Source organism: Rhodococcus sp. FW305-130, from assembly GCF_058788335.1.
The window spans coordinates 255,756-274,686 of the sequence record NZ_JBYTAP010000001.1; the positions used below are offsets into that span (position 1 = coordinate 255,756).

The window sequence follows — 18,931 nt, forward strand, 5'->3', positions numbered from 1 at the left end:
CGAATTTGTCCAGGGGTGGAGCTGTTGTGTCGCGGCTCACGTTCTGCAATGATCAACTTGTCTAAACCTGTATAGACAAGTTGATCGCGGATCGAACCCACTACAAGTCGGAAGCAGCGTGGCTTTCGGCGGAAGGTGCTGACATGAACCTCGTTTCAGTCGACACGACACCGGACTCCGAGAATGTGAGGAGGGTGTGCAGTAGGTATTTCGAGGGCTTGTCGGCTGATCGATACGCGGCGCTCGCCGAAGACCGCAAGCTTGCGATGGTCGCCGCGCACATGGATCTTTCGCGCCGACGGGGACACAACTCGTCGATCTCGAGACTCGCGCCGGCCGGGGAGCTGGGGGACGGGCCGGCAATTCAATACGTCGGCGACGACATGCCGCAGCTCGTCGAAGCGGTTCTGGCGACACTTGCCCGCGCGCGCATGGAGCCGGAATTCGTGGTGCACCCAGTGCTTCGCACAGTCGTGCAACCGGCGCACAGCACTGAAGACACCCGGGTCGGGGAGCGTGCCGAATCATGGATCCACATAGGACTACCCGCACATTGTTCGGACGCGCAGGCGCAGGTGATCGCTGATGACGTCGCCGGAATCCTCGACCGTATCGCGCGTGCCTTCCGCGATACCTCGCCCCTGCGGGATCTCGTCGACGAGGCGCGCGGGCAACTGGCCTCGGGCGGTCACGCCGAAGAAGCTGACTTCCTCCAGTGGTGCAGTGCCGGAAACTTCAGTGTCGTCGGCGGTGCGCGAAAAATCGACAGGCACGAGCCGTACACCCTCGGCGTGCTCCCCGATCCAACCGGCTCTTCGGATTCGAAGGCGGTGCCCCTCGCGATCGGAGTGGTGTACCTCGGGCAAGGGTTCGGTGGATCCGCATACGCCACAGAGATCGACGTGTCAGTCGGTGACCGTGAATACCGATTCATCGGGTCCTTCACCTCGACCGGACTTGTCGCAGACGTCAGGCGGACCCCGCTCGTGCGAGGGCGCGTCGCAGACATCTTCGACGCCTCCGGATCCACCGTGGATTCGTTTGTCGGACAATCGATGCTGGCGGTGATTCAGTCGATTCCGATCACAGTCCTCTTTGCCGCCGACCCGGCCCGAATTGCGGACGCACTGGACGAACTCACTTCTGTGGACGGCCGCACGTCGTTCCATCTGTTCCTGCAACCCGTGGGATGCTCTCCGACGACGGGGCAAGACCAGGAGCTGTCGGCTTTGCTCTTCGTTCCGCGCGAGAAATTCAGTACGACGATCAGAACAACGGCCGAGTCGGTACTCGCCGAGGCGATCGGTGCCCGCACCATCGAGTTCTCCAGCCGAGTATCGGAATCTCCCTTGGCCGTCGTGCATTTCACGGCCACAGTCGGCGGCGGCGCGAACTTTGCATCGGCGCGACAAGCGCGGGAGATTCGGGATCTCGTCGTCGACGCGTGCCTGACGTGGGACGAGCGTTTCGTTCTGGATGCTTCGCACTACGACGAGCAGCGCAGGCGTGCTCAGTTCGCCGAGCGAGTTCCGGTGGCGTACAAGCAGGATTTCGACGCCGTCCGAGCCGCCGAGGACATGGCGGTATTCGACGGCCTCGAACTCGGAGAGGTGAGCCCACGGTTGGCCCGATCTGTCGACGGACCCGGTACTCACCGACTCGGGCTGTACGTATCGGGTGACCCGCTCTCGCTGGGCGAGGTGCTGCCCGTATTGCAGAGCCTGGGGGTCGACGTGGTCGACGAGCGTCCGTACGAGCTCGTCTCGGCAGGCTCGGAACAGTCCTGGATCTACGAGTTCACGCTCGACTATCCGAGTGCGCCGGTCGAAGGCTTCGACAACTTTGCCACGCGGTTCGCGGCGACGTTTGCCGCGGTTCGAAACGGCTCCGCCGAGCCGGACTCGTTCAACGAACTTGTCGCGATCGCCGGACTCGGTTGGAAACAAGTAGTGGTGCTGCGGGCATACGCGGAGTTCTTGCAGCAAGCAGGATTTCCGTACAGCACCAGTCGCGTCGCCGAGGTACTTGCCGATCATCCCGAGATCGCCGCCGGTCTGTGCGAATTGTTCGAGAGCCGTTTCGATCCCGACGTCGTAGACGGAGATCGAGGTGCGCGTGCAGCAGCGGAGGTGGAAACAGCCGTGGCACAAGTGCAAGGACTCGACGCCGATCGGATCCTGCGCGCGTTGTCCGAACTGGTCCGTAACACGTTGCGTACCAACTACTTCGTCTATGGCACCGAATCGCTCGGCGCACTCTCGTTGAAGTTCGATTCGGAGAAGCTGTCCGTACTGCCCTTCCCTCGACCGAAGTTCGAGATATTCGTGTACTCACCCGATGTAGCAGGTGTGCACCTTCGCTTCGGTACGGTTGCCCGCGGCGGCTTGCGCTGGTCGGATCGGAAAGAGGACTTCCGCACCGAGGTCCTGGGATTGGTGAAGGCGCAGGCAGTCAAGAACGCGGTCATCGTGCCTGTCGGTGCGAAGGGCGGATTTGTCGTCAAACGCCCGCCGGTTCCAGGACAGGGTGTAGACGCGGACCGAGAAGCCACGTTGGCGGCCGGGATCGAGTGCTACCGATCCTTCATTCGCGGACTACTCGATCTGACCGACAACGTCGACAAACAGAGCGGCGCCGTTGTCGCGGCGCGAAGGGTCGTTCGCCACGACGGGGACGACACTTATCTTGTTGTCGCCGCGGACAAGGGCACTGCAAAGTTTTCCGACATCGCGAACGACGTTGCCGCGCAGTACGGATTCTGGCTCGGCGACGCCTTCGCATCCGGCGGATCGGTCGGCTACGACCACAAAGCCATGGGTATCACGGCGAAGGGCGCCTGGGAGAGTGTCAAGCGGCACTTCCGGGAATTCGGCGTCGATACCCAGCACGACGACTTCACCGCGGTGGGGATCGGAGACATGAGTGGTGACGTCTTCGGCAACGGTATGTTGTGCAGCAAGCACATTCGTCTCATCGCGGCGTTCGATCATCGGCACGTGTTCGTCGACCCGAACCCGTCACCTGAGCGCTCGTACGACGAGCGATCACGTCTCTTCTCGCTCCCACGATCGTCGTGGGCCGACTACGACCCGACCTTGATCAGTGCGGGTGGCGGAGTGTGGGAACGCTCGGCGAAGCGCGTTCCGATCAGTGACGAGATGCGACAGGCACTGGGTCTCGACGCCGACGTCACCGAACTGACTCCACCGCAACTGGTTCGGGCGATTCTGCGGTCCCCGGCAGATCTCTTGTGGAACGGCGGCATCGGAACGTACGTCAAGGCCTCCGGTGAGTCCGACCTCGAAGTCGGCGACAAGAGTAATGACGCGGTTCGGGTGAACGGCAACGAAGTGCGTGCACGTGTGATCGGTGAAGGAGGCAACCTCGGCCTCACCCAAGCAGGACGAATCGAATACGCGCGTATCGGCGGACGGATCAATACAGACGCCCTCGACAATTCCGCGGGAGTCGATTGCTCCGATCACGAGGTGAACATCAAGATCCTTCTCGACTCCCTGATCAGCTCAGGCGTCGTCGCGGACTCACATCGCGACGCACTGCTCGAATCGTTGACCGATCAGGTCGCCGAACTCGTTCTTGCAGACAACCGTTCACAGAACGAACTGATGGGCACCACGCGTGCGGATGCGGGGGCAATGATCGGCGTGCACGGCAGAGTGATTTCGAACCTCGAATCTCGCGGAATCGTCGACCGCGTCATCGAAGGGTTTCCGACCAAGAAGCAGTTCGCCGCGGCCGAGAAGACGGGAACGGGGCTGACGTCGCCGGAACTCGCCACACTGATGGCCCACGTCAAACTCGATCTGAAGTCCACGCTGTTGGCGGGAAGCTCGATCGACAACCAGATCTACCGCAAGGCGCTGGTGAACTACTTTCCGGAGGGCGTTCGAGATGCAGGGGGCGACGCCCTCGACCGGCACCCACTGCGGCGCGAGATCGTCGCGACCGTGCTGACGAACAACGTCATCGATCGGGGCGGCATCACCTATGCGTATCGGCTCGGTGAAGAGGTCGGCGCTGATCCGGAAGACGCGGTACGTGCCTTCACCGTGGTTTCCGAGGTGTTCGGACTGTGGAAGTTGTGGCACGACATCAGCAAAGCCTCGATCTCGACCGCCGTATCCGACGAGTTGATCCTGCTCACCAGGCGACTGCTCGACCGGGCGTCACGGTGGATGCTGACGCGTCGGCCGCAACCGCTGGCCGTCGGGGCCGAGATCAGTAGATTCGGTGATCGCATCGCGGAGGCGTCGACCGAGCTCGATGACTGGCTGGTAGGCGCAGATCAGCGGAACCTGGCTGCGCGAACGGTCCTCATCACGGACAAGGGCGCGCCGGAGAACCTGGTCAGGCGAGTGGAGATATTGCTCGATCAGTTCGGACTGCTCGATGTGGTGGAGATCGCTGACCTCGCCGATCGCGCAATCTCGGAGACCGGTGAACTCTACTTCCGGCTCGGTGAGCATGTTGGGCTCGTCCCGATGCTCAATCGAGTGTCGGCATTGAGCAAGGACGGAAAATGGAACGCATTGGCGAGGTTGTCGCTGCGGGACGAGTTGTACTCGACGGTGCGGGCCTTGACCCTCGACGTCTTGGCCGACGCGGAAGCGGGTGACTCGACAGCGGAAAAACTCTCCAGGTGGGAAGAAAGGAATGCGTCGAGAATCGAGAGGTCGACTCTCGCGCTCGCCGAGATCGAGGCATCGGGGCAACACGATCTTGCTGCGCTTTCGGTTGCGACGAGCCAATTGCGGCGCATGGTGGGCTAGGCCCGGCGCGGACGCCCGCGGATTGATCGGAAAGGTGCGCGAGCCGGATAGACTTCGAAGGCCGAACGGGAGAACCGACTCGGTGGTTTTCGACGAACGGGTGGTGGCGATGGCGATTGCTGAAGTGGACGCAGAACTCGCCGTGCTGTTCAACGAGGCAGGCGGCGAGTCCGCCCCTGCCTACGAACGGGTGAAGAACCTCGTGGTCTCGCAGATCAATTCGGGTCGGTGGACCGAAGGCGATCAGCTGCCTTCGGAAAATCAACTGGTCAGTGCACTTGGGTTGTCACGTATGACGATCAACCGAGCGCTTCGTGAACTCACCAGCGACGGTCTGATCGTGCGGATGATGGGGGTCGGTACTTTTGTCGCCGCCACGAAGACCGCGTCCCCGCTGTTCGAAGTAAAGAACATCGCCGACGAGATTCAGCGCCGCGGCCACCGTCATCGAACCGAGGTCGTCTTCGTTCGTGAGGAAGAAACCGACCACGGGCAGACGTTCCTTCGTGAATCGGTGGGCAAACGGGTGTTCCATTCGCTGATGGTGCACTTCGAGGACGAAACCCCGATTCAGGTGGAAGACCGGTTCGTGAATCCGAACGAGGCGCCCGACTATCTGCGCCAGGACTTCACCGCGATCACCCCCAACAACTACTTGAGTGACGTTGCGCCTCTGGTTCGCGGCGAGCATGTCGTGGAAGCAGTGTTAGGTAGCCCGGACGAATGCGAGCTGCTCAGCATCGATCGAGGGGAACCGTGTCTGCTGATTCGCCGCCGCACCTGGTCGGCCAACGGGTTGGTCAGTGCGGCGCGCTTGATCCACCCCGGTTCACGCAATCGCTTGGAAGGAACCTTCGAGCGCTGATCGTTTCGAGTGGCGAGTCCTGAACGCAGGCTCGTCCGATCGCACCATTTTCGGGGTCGAGTTCGGTGCAATCGACCAGGACGTGACTGCGAGCACACTGAGATCATGGGTGGACGGTTATTGCTTCCGCAACCTCACTTCCCGACGAGTGAGACCTGAGCGGATCGCAGCAACGCTGTCTACGCCACTGGCTTCCATGATCGAAGGAGTTCGACCTGTGACCGACTTGCCCAAGGACCTACTTGTCGCCCCGAAGTGGCAGGAACGCCTCGACGAACTGGCAGCCAAGCATTCGGTACCTGGCGCGCAGGTCGGTGTGATCGCGCTGGGCGAAGACGGTGCAGCGGATATCCGTGTCATCACCACCGGAGTGACGAGCCTGAACACGCGTGTCGACGTCGACGCCGACACCCTGTTCCAGTACGGATCCGCGAGCAAGATCTGGACGACGACTCTGATCATGCAGCTCGTCGACGAGGGCAAGCTGACGCTGGACACCCTGGTGGTGGAGGTGCTTCCGGAGTTCACGATCGCGGATCCTTCCAACACGAAGGAAATCACGATCCGCCAGTTGCTCACGCACACAAGCGGTATCGACGGAGACCTGTTCAACGACACCGGCGACGGCGACGACTGCGTCGAGAAGTACGTCGACGAACTCGCAACCGCGATCAGCGTCACCGAGCCCGGCGGGCATCTGAGTTACAGCAATGCAGGTTTCGCCGTTGCCGGCCGTATCGTCGAGGTTCTTCGTGAGATGACGTGGGACGAGGCGTTGGTCGAATACCTCTGGAAGCCACTCGGATTGACGCACATCATCACCAAGGCCAAGGATGCCCCGCTGTTCCGCACCGCCGTCGGTCATGTGGCGAACCCGGATCGGACGTCGCCGGACAAGGTGGTTCCGACCAAGCAGTGGCTGCTTCCTCGCGGTATCGGTCCGGCCGGGATCATCACCGGATCCGTCAGCTCGCTTCTGACCTTCGGCGCTGCACACATGCGTGACGGCCTCGCGTTGACGGGTGAACGCATTCTGTCCGAAGAATCCGCCCGTCTGATGCGCACCCCACAGTTCGACCTGACTGCGGTTTCGAGCGTCGATCAGGCCTGGGGGCTCGGCTGGATCCTGTCCGACTGGGGCGGTGTGACGTCCGCGCAGCACGGTGGTGCGACGATCGGCCAGATCACTCGTTTTCACACCTTCCCCGAGCTCGGCCTGGCCATGGCAGTTGTCACCAACTCGCGTGGTGGCGGCGCCCTGGCTCACGACATCGAGAAGGAGATCGCTCAGGAACTCGATCTCGTTCTGCCGGAGCCGAAGTCCGAACCGGATGCAGCAGACATCGATCTGTCGCACATTCTCGGGACCTATGAATCGACAACCGTTCGAATCGAACTCACGCGTGGCGACGACGGCGGATTCCAGGTTCAGAACTTCGCCAAGGTCGAGATCGACGGCGAGCCGCCGGCCCCGCCCACCAAGGTCGTGCCTCTGTCTGCTTCCCGGTTCTCGATCAGTAACGAGAGCGCTTCTGGCGAGATGGCTCACCTCACGATCGATGGCGAGGAATATCTGTACATGACACGGCTTTTCAAGAAGATTTCCGACTAGCCGCGGCGAGATGATTCTCTCCGCTGAATGAAATCTCGGGCAGGTCGAGGGCGATGAGGGCCCTCGACCTGCCCGCACTACTTTCTCGAGGAAAACTCATGTTGAAACCTCTCGCTCCTTTTCCGGACGTGAATCACCCAGCGGCACTGGATGCTTACGGCCTTGCGCCGGTCATCGACGGTCACAACGATCTGGCATGGACGGCTCGCGAAACTGCCGCATACTCGGTGGAAAATCTGGAGAAGGATTCCATATTCCAAACCGACATCGACAAACTCGGTCGCGGTGGCGTCGGTGCGCAGTTCTGGTCGGTTTACACCCCGTGTGACAGGACGGAGGCCGAGGCTGTTCAGTACACACTCGAGCAGATCGACTACGTGTACCGGATGATCGAGCGGTACCCGGATACTTTCGAATTCGCGCGCACCGGTGACGACGTGCGTCGCATCTGGAGCGAGGGCAAGGTCGCGTCATTGTTGGGTGCGGAGGGCGGTCACAGCATCGGCAGTTCGCTCGGCGTCCTGAGAATGATGGCGCGCCTTGGTCTTCGGTACATGACTCTGACGCACAACGACAACACCGGGTGGGCGGACTCCGCGACGGACACTCGAGTACACGGCGGGCTGACCGACTTCGGTCGCGAGATCGTGCGCGAAATGAACCGGCTCGGCGTGCTCGTCGACCTGTCGCACGTCTCGGTGGAAACGATGAGAGATGCCATCGAGACGTCGTCGGCGCCGGTGATCTTCAGCCATTCGTCCTGCACTCAGCTATGCGGTCACCCCCGCAACGTTCCCGACGACGTCATGAGGCTGCTCGCGGACAACGGCGGGGTCATCATGATCGCCTTTGTGCCCATGTTCCTTTCTTCCGAGTACAACGAGTGGTTCAAAGGCGGGCGGGTCGGCCCACGGCCGGCGATGACGGTGGACCATCTGGCCGATCACGTCGAGCATGCCCGAGACGTCGCGGGCATCGATCACATCGGTTTGGGTAGTGACTACGATGGATTCGACGACTTTCCGGACGGTATGCAGGACGTATCCGGTTTCGCGGTGTTGATAGACCGTCTGGCAGAACGAGGTTGGTCCGCGGAGGACTTGGCAAAGCTGATGGGCAACAACGTGTTGCGTGTGCTCGACGAGACCAGTGCGGCCTCGATATCGAGCCTTTCCTAGCCGTATCGACGCCCGAGAAGATGAGGATGAGAATGAAGAAGATTCGTACCGTTGCACTGAAGGTGGTTGCTTCGGTGTCCGTAGTTCTGGTTGTGCTGGTATCGATAGCGCTCGTATTCAACGTCGGCTCCAGCAAGGCGAACGTTCCGACCGCGGAAACGGGCAACCAGTTCGTGTCCGTCGACGGCAAGAACATGAGCTACTCGATTCGCGGCAGCGGTGATCGGACCATCGTGCTGCTGCCCGGGTTCGGAACGTCCGCACCGATCCTCGACTTCAAATCACTCATCGACGAGCTTGCACCTGACTACCGCGTTGTCACGATCGAGCCCTTCGGCTACGGATACAGCGACGCAACCGACAAGGACCGCACGGCTGAGAACATCGTCGAAGAGATACACGAGGCTGTGCAGGCCTTGGGGATTGACGAATACATCCTCATGGGTCACTCCATCACAGGTGTTTATGCCTTGGACTACACCGCGAAGTACGGCGACGAGGTCACCGCTTTCGTAGGCATCGACAGCAGCGTCCCGGGGCAGCCGAACATGGACACCAAGTTCCCGATCGAAGTCTTCCGCGTTGCAAAGAAATTGGGCTTCTCCGACGTTCTGGCGAAACTCGGTGGCAGTGAGGAAACCGATGCCTACCTCGATGAAGCCGAGAAGGCAGAGATGAGCCGACTGGTCGCGAAGAACAACTTCAGCGACACGTATCTGAACGAAATGGATCACCTTTCCAGCAACTTCGCCGCGGCGATCGGCAAGACGTTCCCTGCCGATCTCCCGATTCTGTTGTTCGCTGTACAGAATTCCAAGGTCCAGGGTTGGACAGAGCTGCACGAAGAACAGGCAGCATCGGTCGATCACGGTGAATTGGTCTTGCTGGACGGAGACCACTACCTACACCACACCAAGTCGAAGGAGATCGCCGAGAACCTCGAAAGGTTCCTGGGCGAGCTGAACTGAAACCCGTAGGACGTTAATGTTGAATGCGGGGCCATCGAGTCGAGATGGTCCCGCTTCTTCTTTCTCTACTGATCGTTCGGAGGCGTTGTGGCACAGACCTTGTCACGTGAGGAACTGGCGAGTGCGCTGGACTCGGCGTATTCGAAACTCGACGCGTTACTCGACGGCGTCGCCGAGGCCGATGCGTTCGACGCCGTTGCCGTCGATGCGTGGACGGTGCACGACGTACTCGCTGTGCGTGTCTGGTGGGCAGAGGCCGTCGTAGAGTGGATAGGTGCCGGACTGCGAGACGAGACACCGCAGACGCCGGCTGCGGGTTACAAGTGGACGCAAACACCCGCGCTGAACCAGTCGGTGGTCGAGGCGAGTGCAGGTACCTCGGTTCGAGAGCTTCGGGATCGTTTGCGCGCGGCTGTCGCAGCGCTGCGTCGATACGTGGGAACTCTCGAAGACGATCAACTGCTGTCGGTCGGGGTTTTCTCGTGGACCCGGACGTGGCCGGTCTCGAGGTGGATCGCCGTCAACACGATCACCCAATACGCGTCGTTGTCGAAAATGATTCGGCGAGTGCTGAAGTCGAACAATCAGCCCTGAAGTCGATGCATCCGCCATACATCCGGTCCGTCGGGGAGCGAGGTCTGGCCGACGATCGTGAAACCGAACCGTTGGTACAGCGGGAGATTTCGTTCGGTCGACGTGTCGAGCCAGCAAGCCTGTTCGGTTCGATCCAGTTCCGCCAAAGCATGTTTCAGTAGCGCAGAACCCAATCCACTGCCCTGCGAATGCGGTGTCGTACCGATCGTTGCCAACGACCACGCGTTGTCGGGGACGGGAAGCGTAGACAGTTGTTCGTCAGCCTGGAGAACGCGCTCGAACCGATCTCCGTGCAGTTCCACGATCTTCTCGACAGTCGCTTCATCAGGCTGCGGGGCGTCGGGCGGCAGGACTGCGATGACGCCGTTGCCTGAATCATCGATGTATGAACGTCCGAACGGTAGTGCCAGGTGTTCGAGGTAGATCCGTTGTAGAGCGGCGACCCGTTCCACGTGAGAGTCTTCGGCGACGCACCAGTTCGTCCAGGGATAGTCGGCAAAAGCCTCGCCGAGAACCTCGGCGGCACGGTCGAGGTCGTCGATGGACAGCGGTCGAACAGAATTCTGCATAGTGCCACTTCAGCACAGTGGTGTCTTCTGTCGCCACTCGATTTCGGCGGTGTAGCAGGTGCGCGGGCCGTGGTCACGTACTTGTGAGTTCATTCAAGAAAGTTGGACGCGGCTGTCGATCCTGCGTTCACTGGTAGTGATCGGGTAGTCGCCGAGCTGTCAATTTCGGGCACATGAGATCCGGGTACGGCGATTCCCCGCGAAGGGAATGAATATGAACAGGCTCGAAGGCAAAAATGTAGTGATCACCGGCGCCGCCAGCGGAATCGGGCGTGCAGCAGCACAACTCATGGCGGCAGAAGGCGCCAAGGTGCTGGTCGCCGACCTCGATCCAGCTCGAGCGGAGGAAGCAGCGGCGGCGATACGCGAGACCGGCGGCACTGCGCTGGGTTTCGGCGTCGATGTCATGAACGAGGAGTCTCTGGCAGCGATGATCGAAAGAGCGGTCGCCGAATTCGGTGGCATCAACGTCTTGTGCAATCACGTGGGCGGTAGTAATCCGCGCAAGGATCTCGACCTGCTCCGGATGGACCTGGACGAGTGGGATCGCGTGATGTCGCTCAACGTCCGCAGCACTGTCGTCGCTTCACGACTTGCCATTCCGCACATGAACAGTGCCGGTGGAGGATCGATCGTCAACACGGCCTCGGTAGGTGGATTGATCGGGGATTCCCTGCAGTCTGCCTACGGATCCGCCAAAGCGGCAGTCATTCGTCTGACGCAGTACATAGCAGTCCAGTACGGAGCAAACGGAGTTCGGTGCAACGCCGTAGCACCGGGCGCGATCATGACACCCGCACTCGTGGACAACATCCCCGCTGATGTCATCGACGGCATGAAGCAGGCAAACGCGCTGCCCTACCTCGGTGAACCCGAAGATATCGCACACGCCATGCTCTACCTGGCGTCGGACGAATCTCGCTACATGACGGGGCAGACCTTGGTGGTCGACGGTGGACTCACCAGCAAGAGTCCACTCGCGACCAGCCGTTCGTCGATGTTGAGCTGAGTCAGCTCCGCCAACCGCTGGGGCCGGCGCCCAGAACCTCGATGGATCCCTGACTGGCGTGTGAATGCTTGGTGCGGTGCGTCATTCGCCACCTTCCGTCGATTCGGGTCCACGAATCGTGGTAGTCGCCGAGGGTGAAGAAGTTCAGGTGAGCTTTGCTCCCGGTGCCCACATGCATGTCGCTGACATAGGAGCGGCTGGTGGCAATATCACCGACCACTTCGACCAGCACGTTGCCGATCAGATGTTGGGTGGGACCGCACTCGTCGAGGAACGAGCGGATGGAAGCCACCACCTCGGCAGGTCCACGAAGAGTTCCGGTTCCCAGTTCTGCCGTAGCGTCCGGAGTCATGATTCGGTGGAGTTCATCCCAGTCCCGCGCATCCATGGCTCGGGCGAACTCGAAAATGGAGCGGGTGATCTCGCGTTCGTCGAGAAGAGTGGTGATGTCGACGCTCATGCTGTGCGCCTTTCTTAACGTCGGGGGGTTAATAAAGGCGCACAGCAGAAGTCAGCGGTTCAGCAGCTTGCGCATCGCTTCGGCAGCGCCCTTGACCATCTTGTCTCGGGGGAAGCCGCTGCGCTTCTTGGCGCCTTCGTAGTTTCCTGCAGCAACCCAGATCGGGCCGTCGGCAAGGTGTTCGAGGCCTTCGCGTGCAACATCCTCGGGCTCTGCGACGTTCATGCCCGGGATGTCGAAGTTCAATCCCGCGCGAATCATGGCCGGCGTGCGAGTGACACCGAGAATGAACTCGACGACGTGAACGCCGTACGGCTGAAGTTCGAGCCACAGGCTTTCGGCGAAGATGCGACCGAAAGCTTTCGAGGCCGCGTAGATGCTCTGGTGCTCGGAGCCCATGAATCCGGCCAGCGAACCGAGCAGCATGATGCCGCCTCGTCCGCGATCCTTCATCAAACCGCCGAAGTGTTGCGAGAGTTCGAGTTGCTTGTTGATGTTCAGCTCGATGACTCCGGCGAATCCTTTCAGATCACCGGTCACGAACTCGTGGCCGTAGCTGTTGGCGCCGGCGTTGAAGATGAGCAGGCCGACCTCGACGTCGTCGGTGACAGCCTTGATCTGGTCGAGCGCGTCGGGAACCAATAGATCCAGTGCGAGAGTGCGTACTTCGACGCCGTTGGCGCGTGCCTTGGCCGCGGTCTCCTCAAGCGGGCCCGGCTTGCGGGCGATGAGAACGAGGTTGATGCCGATCTTGCTGAGCTCGTCGGCGAACCCTGCGCCGACACCTTCGGAACCGCCGGCGATGACTGCCCACGGGCCGTAGTACTGGGGATCGATCATTACTACCTTCTTCGAAAGATGTTGGCTCGGCTAGTGAAACGGAGCGGGTACTGGTTCGCTGTCGTCGACGATCGGCTGAGGCACCGGCTCGTCGTTGAGAATCTCGAGCTTGCCGGCCGTTGCAGCGTTCACGATGGACGCGATCAAGGCGCCGCACTCCTTGCGGGGAGCACCGGGTCGTCCTTCGCGTTGCCCGAATTCACGGTCGTCGGCGATTTCGAGGCACTGGGCGCGGGCCTGGTCACTCCACTGAACGGTGGTGTGTTCCCAACTGTTCTTCTGGACCAGGACCTGCGCCTTGCACTCAGCGCACTGAAGAGGCTGCATCTTCGTCTGCCTTCTTCGCAGCGAGGTTGTCTTCGACTTCCTTCTGCCAGGCGGCGACGGGTCGCGCGGTGTCGAGTTCGAATTCGAAGCGTTCGGTCATCTCGGGAGCGATGTCCGCGACGTCGACGTAGAACTGCTCGTACCAGCGGCGGAGCTGGTAGACCGGGCCATCCTCTTCGCACAGGAGCGGGTTCTCGATGCGAGTCTTGTTCTTCCAGATCTCGACGTCCTGCTCGAAGCCCTTGGCGATGAACGTGCCGAAGTTCGCGGCCATCGCGTCGGCGGCTTCACCCTGGAAGCGATCCGACTTCTTGACGATGATGCCGTACTGGAGCACGAACTTGTCAGCGCTGACCGGGTAGTGGCAGTTGATGAGCACAGAGTCGACGTTGTAGTCCTCGTACTCGTAGGTCAGGTCGTCGACCATGAAGGAGGGGCCGAAGTACGTGGCAACCGAGTTGCTGCCGACCATCTTCGGGGTGCCTGCTGCGTGGGGACGCATATCGGAGCGAGCGACGCCGCGCATGTACTGCGTTGCGGCGTGGCCTTCGAAGACGTTCTTGAAGTACGTCGGGAAGGAGTAGTGCACGTAGAAGAAGTGCGCCATGTCGACGATGTTGTCGACGATTTCACGACAGTTGGTGTCGACGGTCGTGGTGTACCAGACCCAGTCGCTCCACTCGTCGCTGAGCGCGCCTTCGATACGGGGGATGGCTACGTCGTCGGTCGGCGGGTTGCCCTCGGGGTCGTGCCAGACGAAGAGCATGCCGTCCTGGTCGAGGGTCTGCCATGCGCGCGTCTTGGCCAGCGGGGGAACGCGGCGTGCATACGGAATCTTCTGGCACTTGCCGTTGCCGCCCCAGCGCCAATCGTGGAACGGACAGGCAATGGCGTCGCCCTTGATGGTGCCCTGGCTCAGGTCGCCACCCATGTGACGGCAGTACGCGTCGAGGATCTTGACGTTGCCTTCACTGTCGGCGAAGACGACGAGCTTGGTGCCGAACGCCTCGATGGAGTGCGGCTGGCCGTCCTTGAAGGACTCCGTGAGCCCAATGCAGTGCCATCCACGTGCAAAGCGAGTAGGCGCGGTTCCAGCTTGGATCTCGCGAACTTCGTCGTTGTCGGACTGATTGATCGTCACGATGAGTCCCGTCCTTTCCAGGGTCAGTGTCGACGCCCGACGCTAGGGGAGCGTGAATTACCGCTGGGGCCTCGTCTCACTGGCCGGGACCAGCGGCGAGCGCAAGGATCCGGCGGCTGATCCCGGCCTCCGGGACTTCCGATCATCGGAACGCGTGACCGACATATCGTGACGGGGCAGCCGTTATGTCTATCTGCCGATCCGCTCCCTCACGGTTCGGTGCGAGGAGTGTCTTCCATGGTCAACAAGGTTCTGAGCTCAGTCCGTGATCTGCTTCCGAAGATCGCGGCCCGCGCTCAGAAGGTCGACGATTCGCGCAAGATCTCCGAACGGACCATCCGGGAGCTTTCCGAAGCCGGCGTCTTCTCCATGCTGGCGCCGAAGAGATATGGGGGCGCCGAGAGCGACCCGGTCCACTTCTACGAAGTGGTCAGGGCAATCTCCGCTGCCTGTGGTTCGACCGGTTGGGTCGCGTCGGTGGTGGGAGTGCACCCGTGGCATCTGGCGCTTTTCGACGACCAGGCACAGGCAGACGTGTGGGGAGAGGATCAGACGACGCTCATCTCGTCCGCGTACGCTCCGGTCGGTCGACTGACGGCGGTGGACGGTGGTTACGAACTGTCGGGCCAGTGGGGCTTCTCTTCCGGCTGTGATCACGCGAGTTGGGCATTGCTGGGCGCGATGGTGGTCGGGATGGACGGCCGGCCGGTCGATTTCATGACGGTGTTGGTGCCGCGTACGGATTACGAGATCCGAGATGTCTGGGATGTCGTGGGGATGCGCGGCACCGCGAGCAACGAGATCGTGGTCGACAAGGCCTTTGTGCCCGAGCACCGATTGAAGCGCAACTACGAGACCGCACAACTTCGCGGCCCAGGCCAAGCAGTCAATCCTGGTCCGCTGTACAAGCTTCCGTTCGGGAGTATCTTCACCTCGACGGTCGCGGCTCCGTGTGTGGGCATCGTCGCCGGTTGTTACGAGGGGTACCTGGACGTGATGCGTGAGCGGGTCCGTCTGAGCTTGGGTGGTGGGAGGTTCAGTGAGGACCAGTTCGCTCAGGTTGCCGTCGCGCGTGCGTCGTCGGAGATCGATGCCGCGATTCTGCAGATGGATCGCAATATCCGGGAGATGTACGAACTTGCTGTCGCCGGCAAGGAGCTTCCGCTCTCGATGAGGCTGCGCGCGCGTCGTGATCAGGTTCGCGCGACGGAACGTTCGGTGGAGGCGATCGACATGCTGTTCAAGACGGCAGGCGGGAACTCCCTCTCTCGCGGAAACCCGATCGAGCGTGCGTGGCGAGACGTTCATGCGGGCAGCGTTCACGTTGCCAACGAACCCGAGCGCGCGTTGGCGCTGTACGGCCGGGCGGCGTTCGGACTGCCGGTGGAGGACAACCTGATCTGACCGGTTGGCGCGCCGCCGAGTGGGGTATTTGCCTCTGGATGAGGGAAGTTCCGGCGCTGACTATCGGCTCGATCGTGGACATGGCGGGTGTCGCGCGGGCGAAAGTGATGCCGGCAGGCCGAAGCGGTGTCTTCGAGGAAGTCGGTGCGGGGGTCTCGCCGAGTTGGAATGTTTTCTGCAGCGACGATCGGATTGCCTTCACCGATTCCTTTTCCGTCGTGGGTGATCTCCGGTTGCGTATCGACCGCTCCGACCTCCGCGATCTCGGCGGGGGCGTGTCGTGGGCGCCGGCCACTTTGTACGAGCAAGACGGTTCGACGGCTGCCGTGTGCACTCGGTCCGCACTCACTGCCGTCGTGGCGCGGCTTGCTGCCTACGGACTGGAAGCTCGCGTGGGTCACGAGATCGAATTCACTCTTTTCGGTGATGCGTGCGACGGAGCGTGGTCGGCGTACGGGTTAGGTGCAGTCCTTCGCCGCGAGGACTTCCTCAAGGACCTTCTGCGCAATGCCGAACGCGCACAACTTCATATCGAGCAAGTTCATGCGGAGTACGGACCGGATCAATTCGAGATCTCCATCGCTCCGAGCGCTCCTGTTCAAGCGGCCGATCTTGTGGTGCTTGCCCGGATCTTGATCAGCCGCACTGCCAGAGCCCATGGATTGGCGGCATCGTTTTCACCGATACCTACGATCGGAGGTGCCGGGAACGGTGCACACCAGCACTTTTCGTTGATCTCAGGTGGGCGGCCCGTCTTCTCCGGTGGTGGTCAGGACTACGGGATGACCGACGAAGGATCATCAGCTTTGGGTGGAATCCTTTCTCACCTCACGGAATTCACGGCCGTCTTTGCTTCCTCGCCGCTCTCCGGCCTCAGGCTGCGTCCGGACAATTGGTCGGGGGCCTACGTCTGTTGGGGGCTCGAGAACCGGGAAGCGGCACTGAGGTTCTGCACGGAGTCACCGTCGAATCCACACGGCGCCAACGCCGAAGTCAAGATCATCGATCCATCGGCCAATCCGTATCTGGCCACCGCTGCGGTACTCGGTCTTTCGCAGATCGGTATCGACAATGCCGCGCCATTGCCGCCTGAAATCGTGGTGAACCCGTCGACTCTCACAGAGGCGGAACGTGATGAGCGCGGGGTGACCCGAGTCCCCACCGATCTCGGCGAGATCGTGCAGAAGTTCAACTCCTCCTCGGTGGCGAGGGAAATCTTCGGGGAGTCGATCATCGAAGCGATGGTGTCCGTGAAGGGAGCTGAGCAGGAGACGTTCTCCCAGATGGACGAGGCGACAACCGTCGAGCGGCTTCGATACACCTGGAGTTGAAGGGGTTGACGCTTAGGATCGTGAGTTCTATGTTTAAGTTATTCCTTAATTAAGGAGTTGCTTACATGGACGAACGAAGTGGTCGACTCGATGCAGTGTTCAGCGCACTGGCCGACCCGACGAGGCGTGAAATGCTCTCTCGCCTGACGGATGGTTCGATGACCGTCGGTGAGCTGGCCGAGCCGTTCGAGATGAGTCGGCCCGCCATCTCGCAGCATCTGAAGGTGCTCGAGCGAGCCGGTCTCATCGAACGAACCGCCACCGCGCAATGGCGCACCTGCACCCTTCGCGCGGAGGGTCTCGACGACGCCAGCGCATGGGTCGACGAACACCGGCGCGGTTGGAACGAACGCTTCGACCTCCTCGACGAGCGTCTACGTGAGCTGAAGCAACGTCGACCGAAGAAGGAGAAGGACAATGAGTGACCAGAATGCCGATGCCACCGCAGAATTCACCATCACCCGGATCTTCGATGCGCCGCGTGACCTTGTCTGGCAAGCGTGGACCGATCCCGACGAGGCGGCGCGGTGGTGGCACCCCGAGGGTGTCAGCAGCCCTCGGGAGCACGTCACGATCGACCCCAGAGTTGGCGGAACGTACCGCTACCTGATGATCAACGACGAGAATGGTGCCGAGTTTCCCACCGGTGGAACCTATCTCGAGGTCGACGAGCCGAAGAAGCTAGTCTTCACCTGGGGGGATCCGGGAGATTCGGTGGACACCGCGCCTCGAATCACGGTCACGCTCGCAGATCGGGGAGACAAGACCGAGATGACATTTCATCTGGTCGGGATCCCGGGTTTCAAGGGCGACGGCAACGTCTACGACGGGTGGGAATCCGCGTTCGACGTGCTGGACAAGGTATACCGCGGCGAGTAGTCGGGAATCGGACACCGCCACCGGGGCACCGGTGATTGAATGGAGTGAACACACCATTCAATCACCGACGTGGGAGAGCCTGATGGCACCAGAGGTTGCGGTAGTTCTCGAGGGATATACCTACTTCGAATGCCCGCGCTGGCACGAGGACCGAATCTGGGTGTCGGACTTCTATACCTACCAGGTGATTTCGGCCCGTGAGGACGGGACCGACGTACGCGTCGAGGCGGAGATTCCAGGGCAGCCGTCCGGGTTGGGGTGGCTTCCGGACGGCAGATTACTGGTCGTCTCCATGCGGGACCAGAAGATTCTGCGGCGAGAATCCGATGGCGATTTGGTGGTGCACGCAGACTTGTCCGAGTACGTGAGTGCCAACGTCAACGACATGCTGGTCGACGCGCAGGGACGAGCGTACGTGGGCAACTTCGGGTTCGACCTGATGAACCTGGCCCCCGTCGAGACGGCAGATCTCCTCCGCGTCGACCCGGACGGATCGGTGCACGTCGTGGCGCGAGATCTCCACTTCCCCAACGGGATGGCTCTGACGTCGACCGGAGATCTGCTCGTGGACGAAACGCTGGGAAATCGAATCAGTGCGTTTGCCGTCCAGCCCGACGGCTCTCTGGGCGAACGCCGTGATTGGGCGTCGTTCGGGTCGGTACCTGGTGGACCCGAGATGGAGACCACCCTCGCTGAGATCGTCGTTGCGCCCGACGGATGTTGCATCGACGGAGACGATTCGATGTGGGTGGCCGACGCACTCGGAAGTCGAATTCTCCACGTCGACCCGTCTGGCAAGACAATCGATGAAATTGCCTTCGACAGCGGCGTCTTCGCTTGCGGGCTCGGCGGTACCGACGGTCGTACGCTGTTCGTCTGTGCCGCCCCGGACTTCAACGAACACGCTCGCAAGGTGGCAACAGAAGGAAAGCTGCTGTCGATTCGTCTGGAGCCTTTGGGCTGA

At 61.2% G+C, this 18,931-nt stretch carries 17 protein-coding genes; 12 read left to right on the forward strand and 5 right to left on the reverse strand.

The window, feature by feature from the left end; translation table 11 throughout:
* The first annotated feature begins 143 nt into the window (after positions 1-143).
* The 6 genes from AC3WQS_RS01290 to AC3WQS_RS01315 all read left to right on the forward strand — a co-directional run bounded on the left by AC3WQS_RS01290 (position 144) and on the right by AC3WQS_RS01315 (position 10,007).
* Positions 144-4,790 (forward strand): NAD-glutamate dehydrogenase, encoded by a 4,647-nt coding sequence (locus AC3WQS_RS01290; protein ID WP_492713042.1) that lies wholly within the window; start codon positions 144-146, stop codon positions 4,788-4,790.
* A 109-nt stretch (positions 4,791-4,899) separates the two neighbouring features.
* Complete coding sequence (hutC, locus tag AC3WQS_RS01295; protein ID WP_492713059.1) at positions 4,900-5,655, forward strand: histidine utilization transcriptional repressor HutC; 756 nt, start codon at positions 4,900-4,902, stop codon at positions 5,653-5,655.
* Between the two features lie 217 nt (positions 5,656-5,872).
* Entirely contained in the window at positions 5,873-7,267 is a 1,395-nt protein-coding gene (locus AC3WQS_RS01300; RefSeq protein ID WP_029537034.1) for a serine hydrolase domain-containing protein, read from the forward strand.
* Positions 7,268-7,365: 98 nt separating this feature from the next.
* Positions 7,366-8,445, forward strand: coding sequence for a dipeptidase (locus AC3WQS_RS01305; protein ID WP_020909170.1), 1,080 nt, complete (start codon positions 7,366-7,368; stop codon positions 8,443-8,445).
* 32 nt (positions 8,446-8,477) lie between these two features.
* Positions 8,478-9,413, forward strand: coding sequence for an alpha/beta fold hydrolase (locus AC3WQS_RS01310; RefSeq protein ID WP_029256278.1), 936 nt, complete (start codon positions 8,478-8,480; stop codon positions 9,411-9,413).
* A gap of 87 nt (positions 9,414-9,500) precedes the next feature.
* Positions 9,501-10,007: a ClbS/DfsB family four-helix bundle protein gene (locus AC3WQS_RS01315; RefSeq protein ID WP_019745339.1), complete on the forward strand. Its 507-nt coding sequence runs from the start codon at positions 9,501-9,503 to the stop codon at positions 10,005-10,007.
* Here the strand turns inward: AC3WQS_RS01315 and AC3WQS_RS01320 are convergent.
* Positions 9,998-10,576 carry a GNAT family N-acetyltransferase gene (locus AC3WQS_RS01320; RefSeq protein WP_046379305.1) on the reverse strand — a complete coding sequence of 193 codons (579 nt, stop codon included), beginning with the start codon at positions 10,574-10,576 and terminating at the stop codon, positions 9,998-10,000. The genes AC3WQS_RS01315 and AC3WQS_RS01320 overlap by 10 nt on opposite strands.
* Positions 10,577-10,790: 214 nt before the next feature.
* Between AC3WQS_RS01320 and AC3WQS_RS01325 the strand changes: the two genes are divergently transcribed.
* Positions 10,791-11,585, forward strand: coding sequence for an SDR family NAD(P)-dependent oxidoreductase (locus AC3WQS_RS01325; RefSeq protein ID WP_031333800.1), 795 nt, complete (start codon positions 10,791-10,793; stop codon positions 11,583-11,585).
* A 1-nt stretch (position 11,586) separates the two neighbouring features.
* Here the strand turns inward: AC3WQS_RS01325 and AC3WQS_RS01330 are convergent, their stop codons facing one another.
* The 4 genes from AC3WQS_RS01330 to AC3WQS_RS01345 are packed head-to-tail and all read right to left on the reverse strand — an operon-like array spanning position 11,587 to position 14,353.
* Complete coding sequence (locus tag AC3WQS_RS01330) at positions 11,587-12,045, reverse strand: nuclear transport factor 2 family protein (RefSeq protein WP_047888948.1); 459 nt, start codon at positions 12,043-12,045, stop codon at positions 11,587-11,589.
* Between the two features lie 51 nt (positions 12,046-12,096).
* Positions 12,097-12,885, reverse strand: coding sequence for an SDR family NAD(P)-dependent oxidoreductase (locus AC3WQS_RS01335; protein WP_446695538.1), 789 nt, complete (start codon positions 12,883-12,885; stop codon positions 12,097-12,099).
* Between the two features lie 30 nt (positions 12,886-12,915).
* Positions 12,916-13,212, reverse strand: a complete 297-nt coding sequence (locus AC3WQS_RS01340; RefSeq protein WP_019745334.1) for a hypothetical protein — start codon at positions 13,210-13,212, stop codon at positions 12,916-12,918.
* Positions 13,190-14,353, reverse strand: a complete 1,164-nt coding sequence (locus tag AC3WQS_RS01345; RefSeq protein WP_019745333.1) for a 3-ketosteroid-9-alpha-monooxygenase, oxygenase component — start codon at positions 14,351-14,353, stop codon at positions 13,190-13,192. The genes AC3WQS_RS01340 and AC3WQS_RS01345 overlap by 23 nt, the downstream gene beginning before the upstream one ends.
* A 237-nt stretch (positions 14,354-14,590) precedes the next feature.
* Between AC3WQS_RS01345 and hsaA the strand changes: the two genes are divergently transcribed.
* The 5 genes from hsaA (at position 14,591) to AC3WQS_RS01370 (ending at position 18,931) form a co-directional block, all read left to right on the forward strand.
* On the forward strand, positions 14,591-15,757 hold the full coding sequence (hsaA, locus tag AC3WQS_RS01350) for a 3-hydroxy-9,10-secoandrosta-1,3,5(10)-triene-9,17-dione monooxygenase oxygenase subunit (protein ID WP_020970820.1): 1,167 nt from the start codon (positions 14,591-14,593) through the stop codon (positions 15,755-15,757).
* A 38-nt stretch (positions 15,758-15,795) separates the two neighbouring features.
* Positions 15,796-17,088, forward strand: coding sequence for a type I glutamate--ammonia ligase (locus AC3WQS_RS01355; protein WP_290283802.1), 1,293 nt, complete (start codon positions 15,796-15,798; stop codon positions 17,086-17,088).
* A gap of 65 nt (positions 17,089-17,153) precedes the next feature.
* Positions 17,154-17,513 carry an ArsR/SmtB family transcription factor gene (locus AC3WQS_RS01360; RefSeq protein WP_003940373.1) on the forward strand — a complete coding sequence of 120 codons (360 nt, stop codon included), beginning with the start codon at positions 17,154-17,156 and terminating at the stop codon, positions 17,511-17,513.
* Entirely contained in the window at positions 17,506-17,967 is a 462-nt protein-coding gene (locus AC3WQS_RS01365) for an SRPBCC family protein (protein WP_021345567.1), read from the forward strand. Before AC3WQS_RS01360 ends, AC3WQS_RS01365 begins: the two co-directional genes overlap by 8 nt.
* 82 nt (positions 17,968-18,049) lie before the next feature.
* On the forward strand, positions 18,050-18,931 hold the full coding sequence (locus AC3WQS_RS01370) for an SMP-30/gluconolactonase/LRE family protein (protein ID WP_492713043.1): 882 nt from the start codon (positions 18,050-18,052) through the stop codon (positions 18,929-18,931).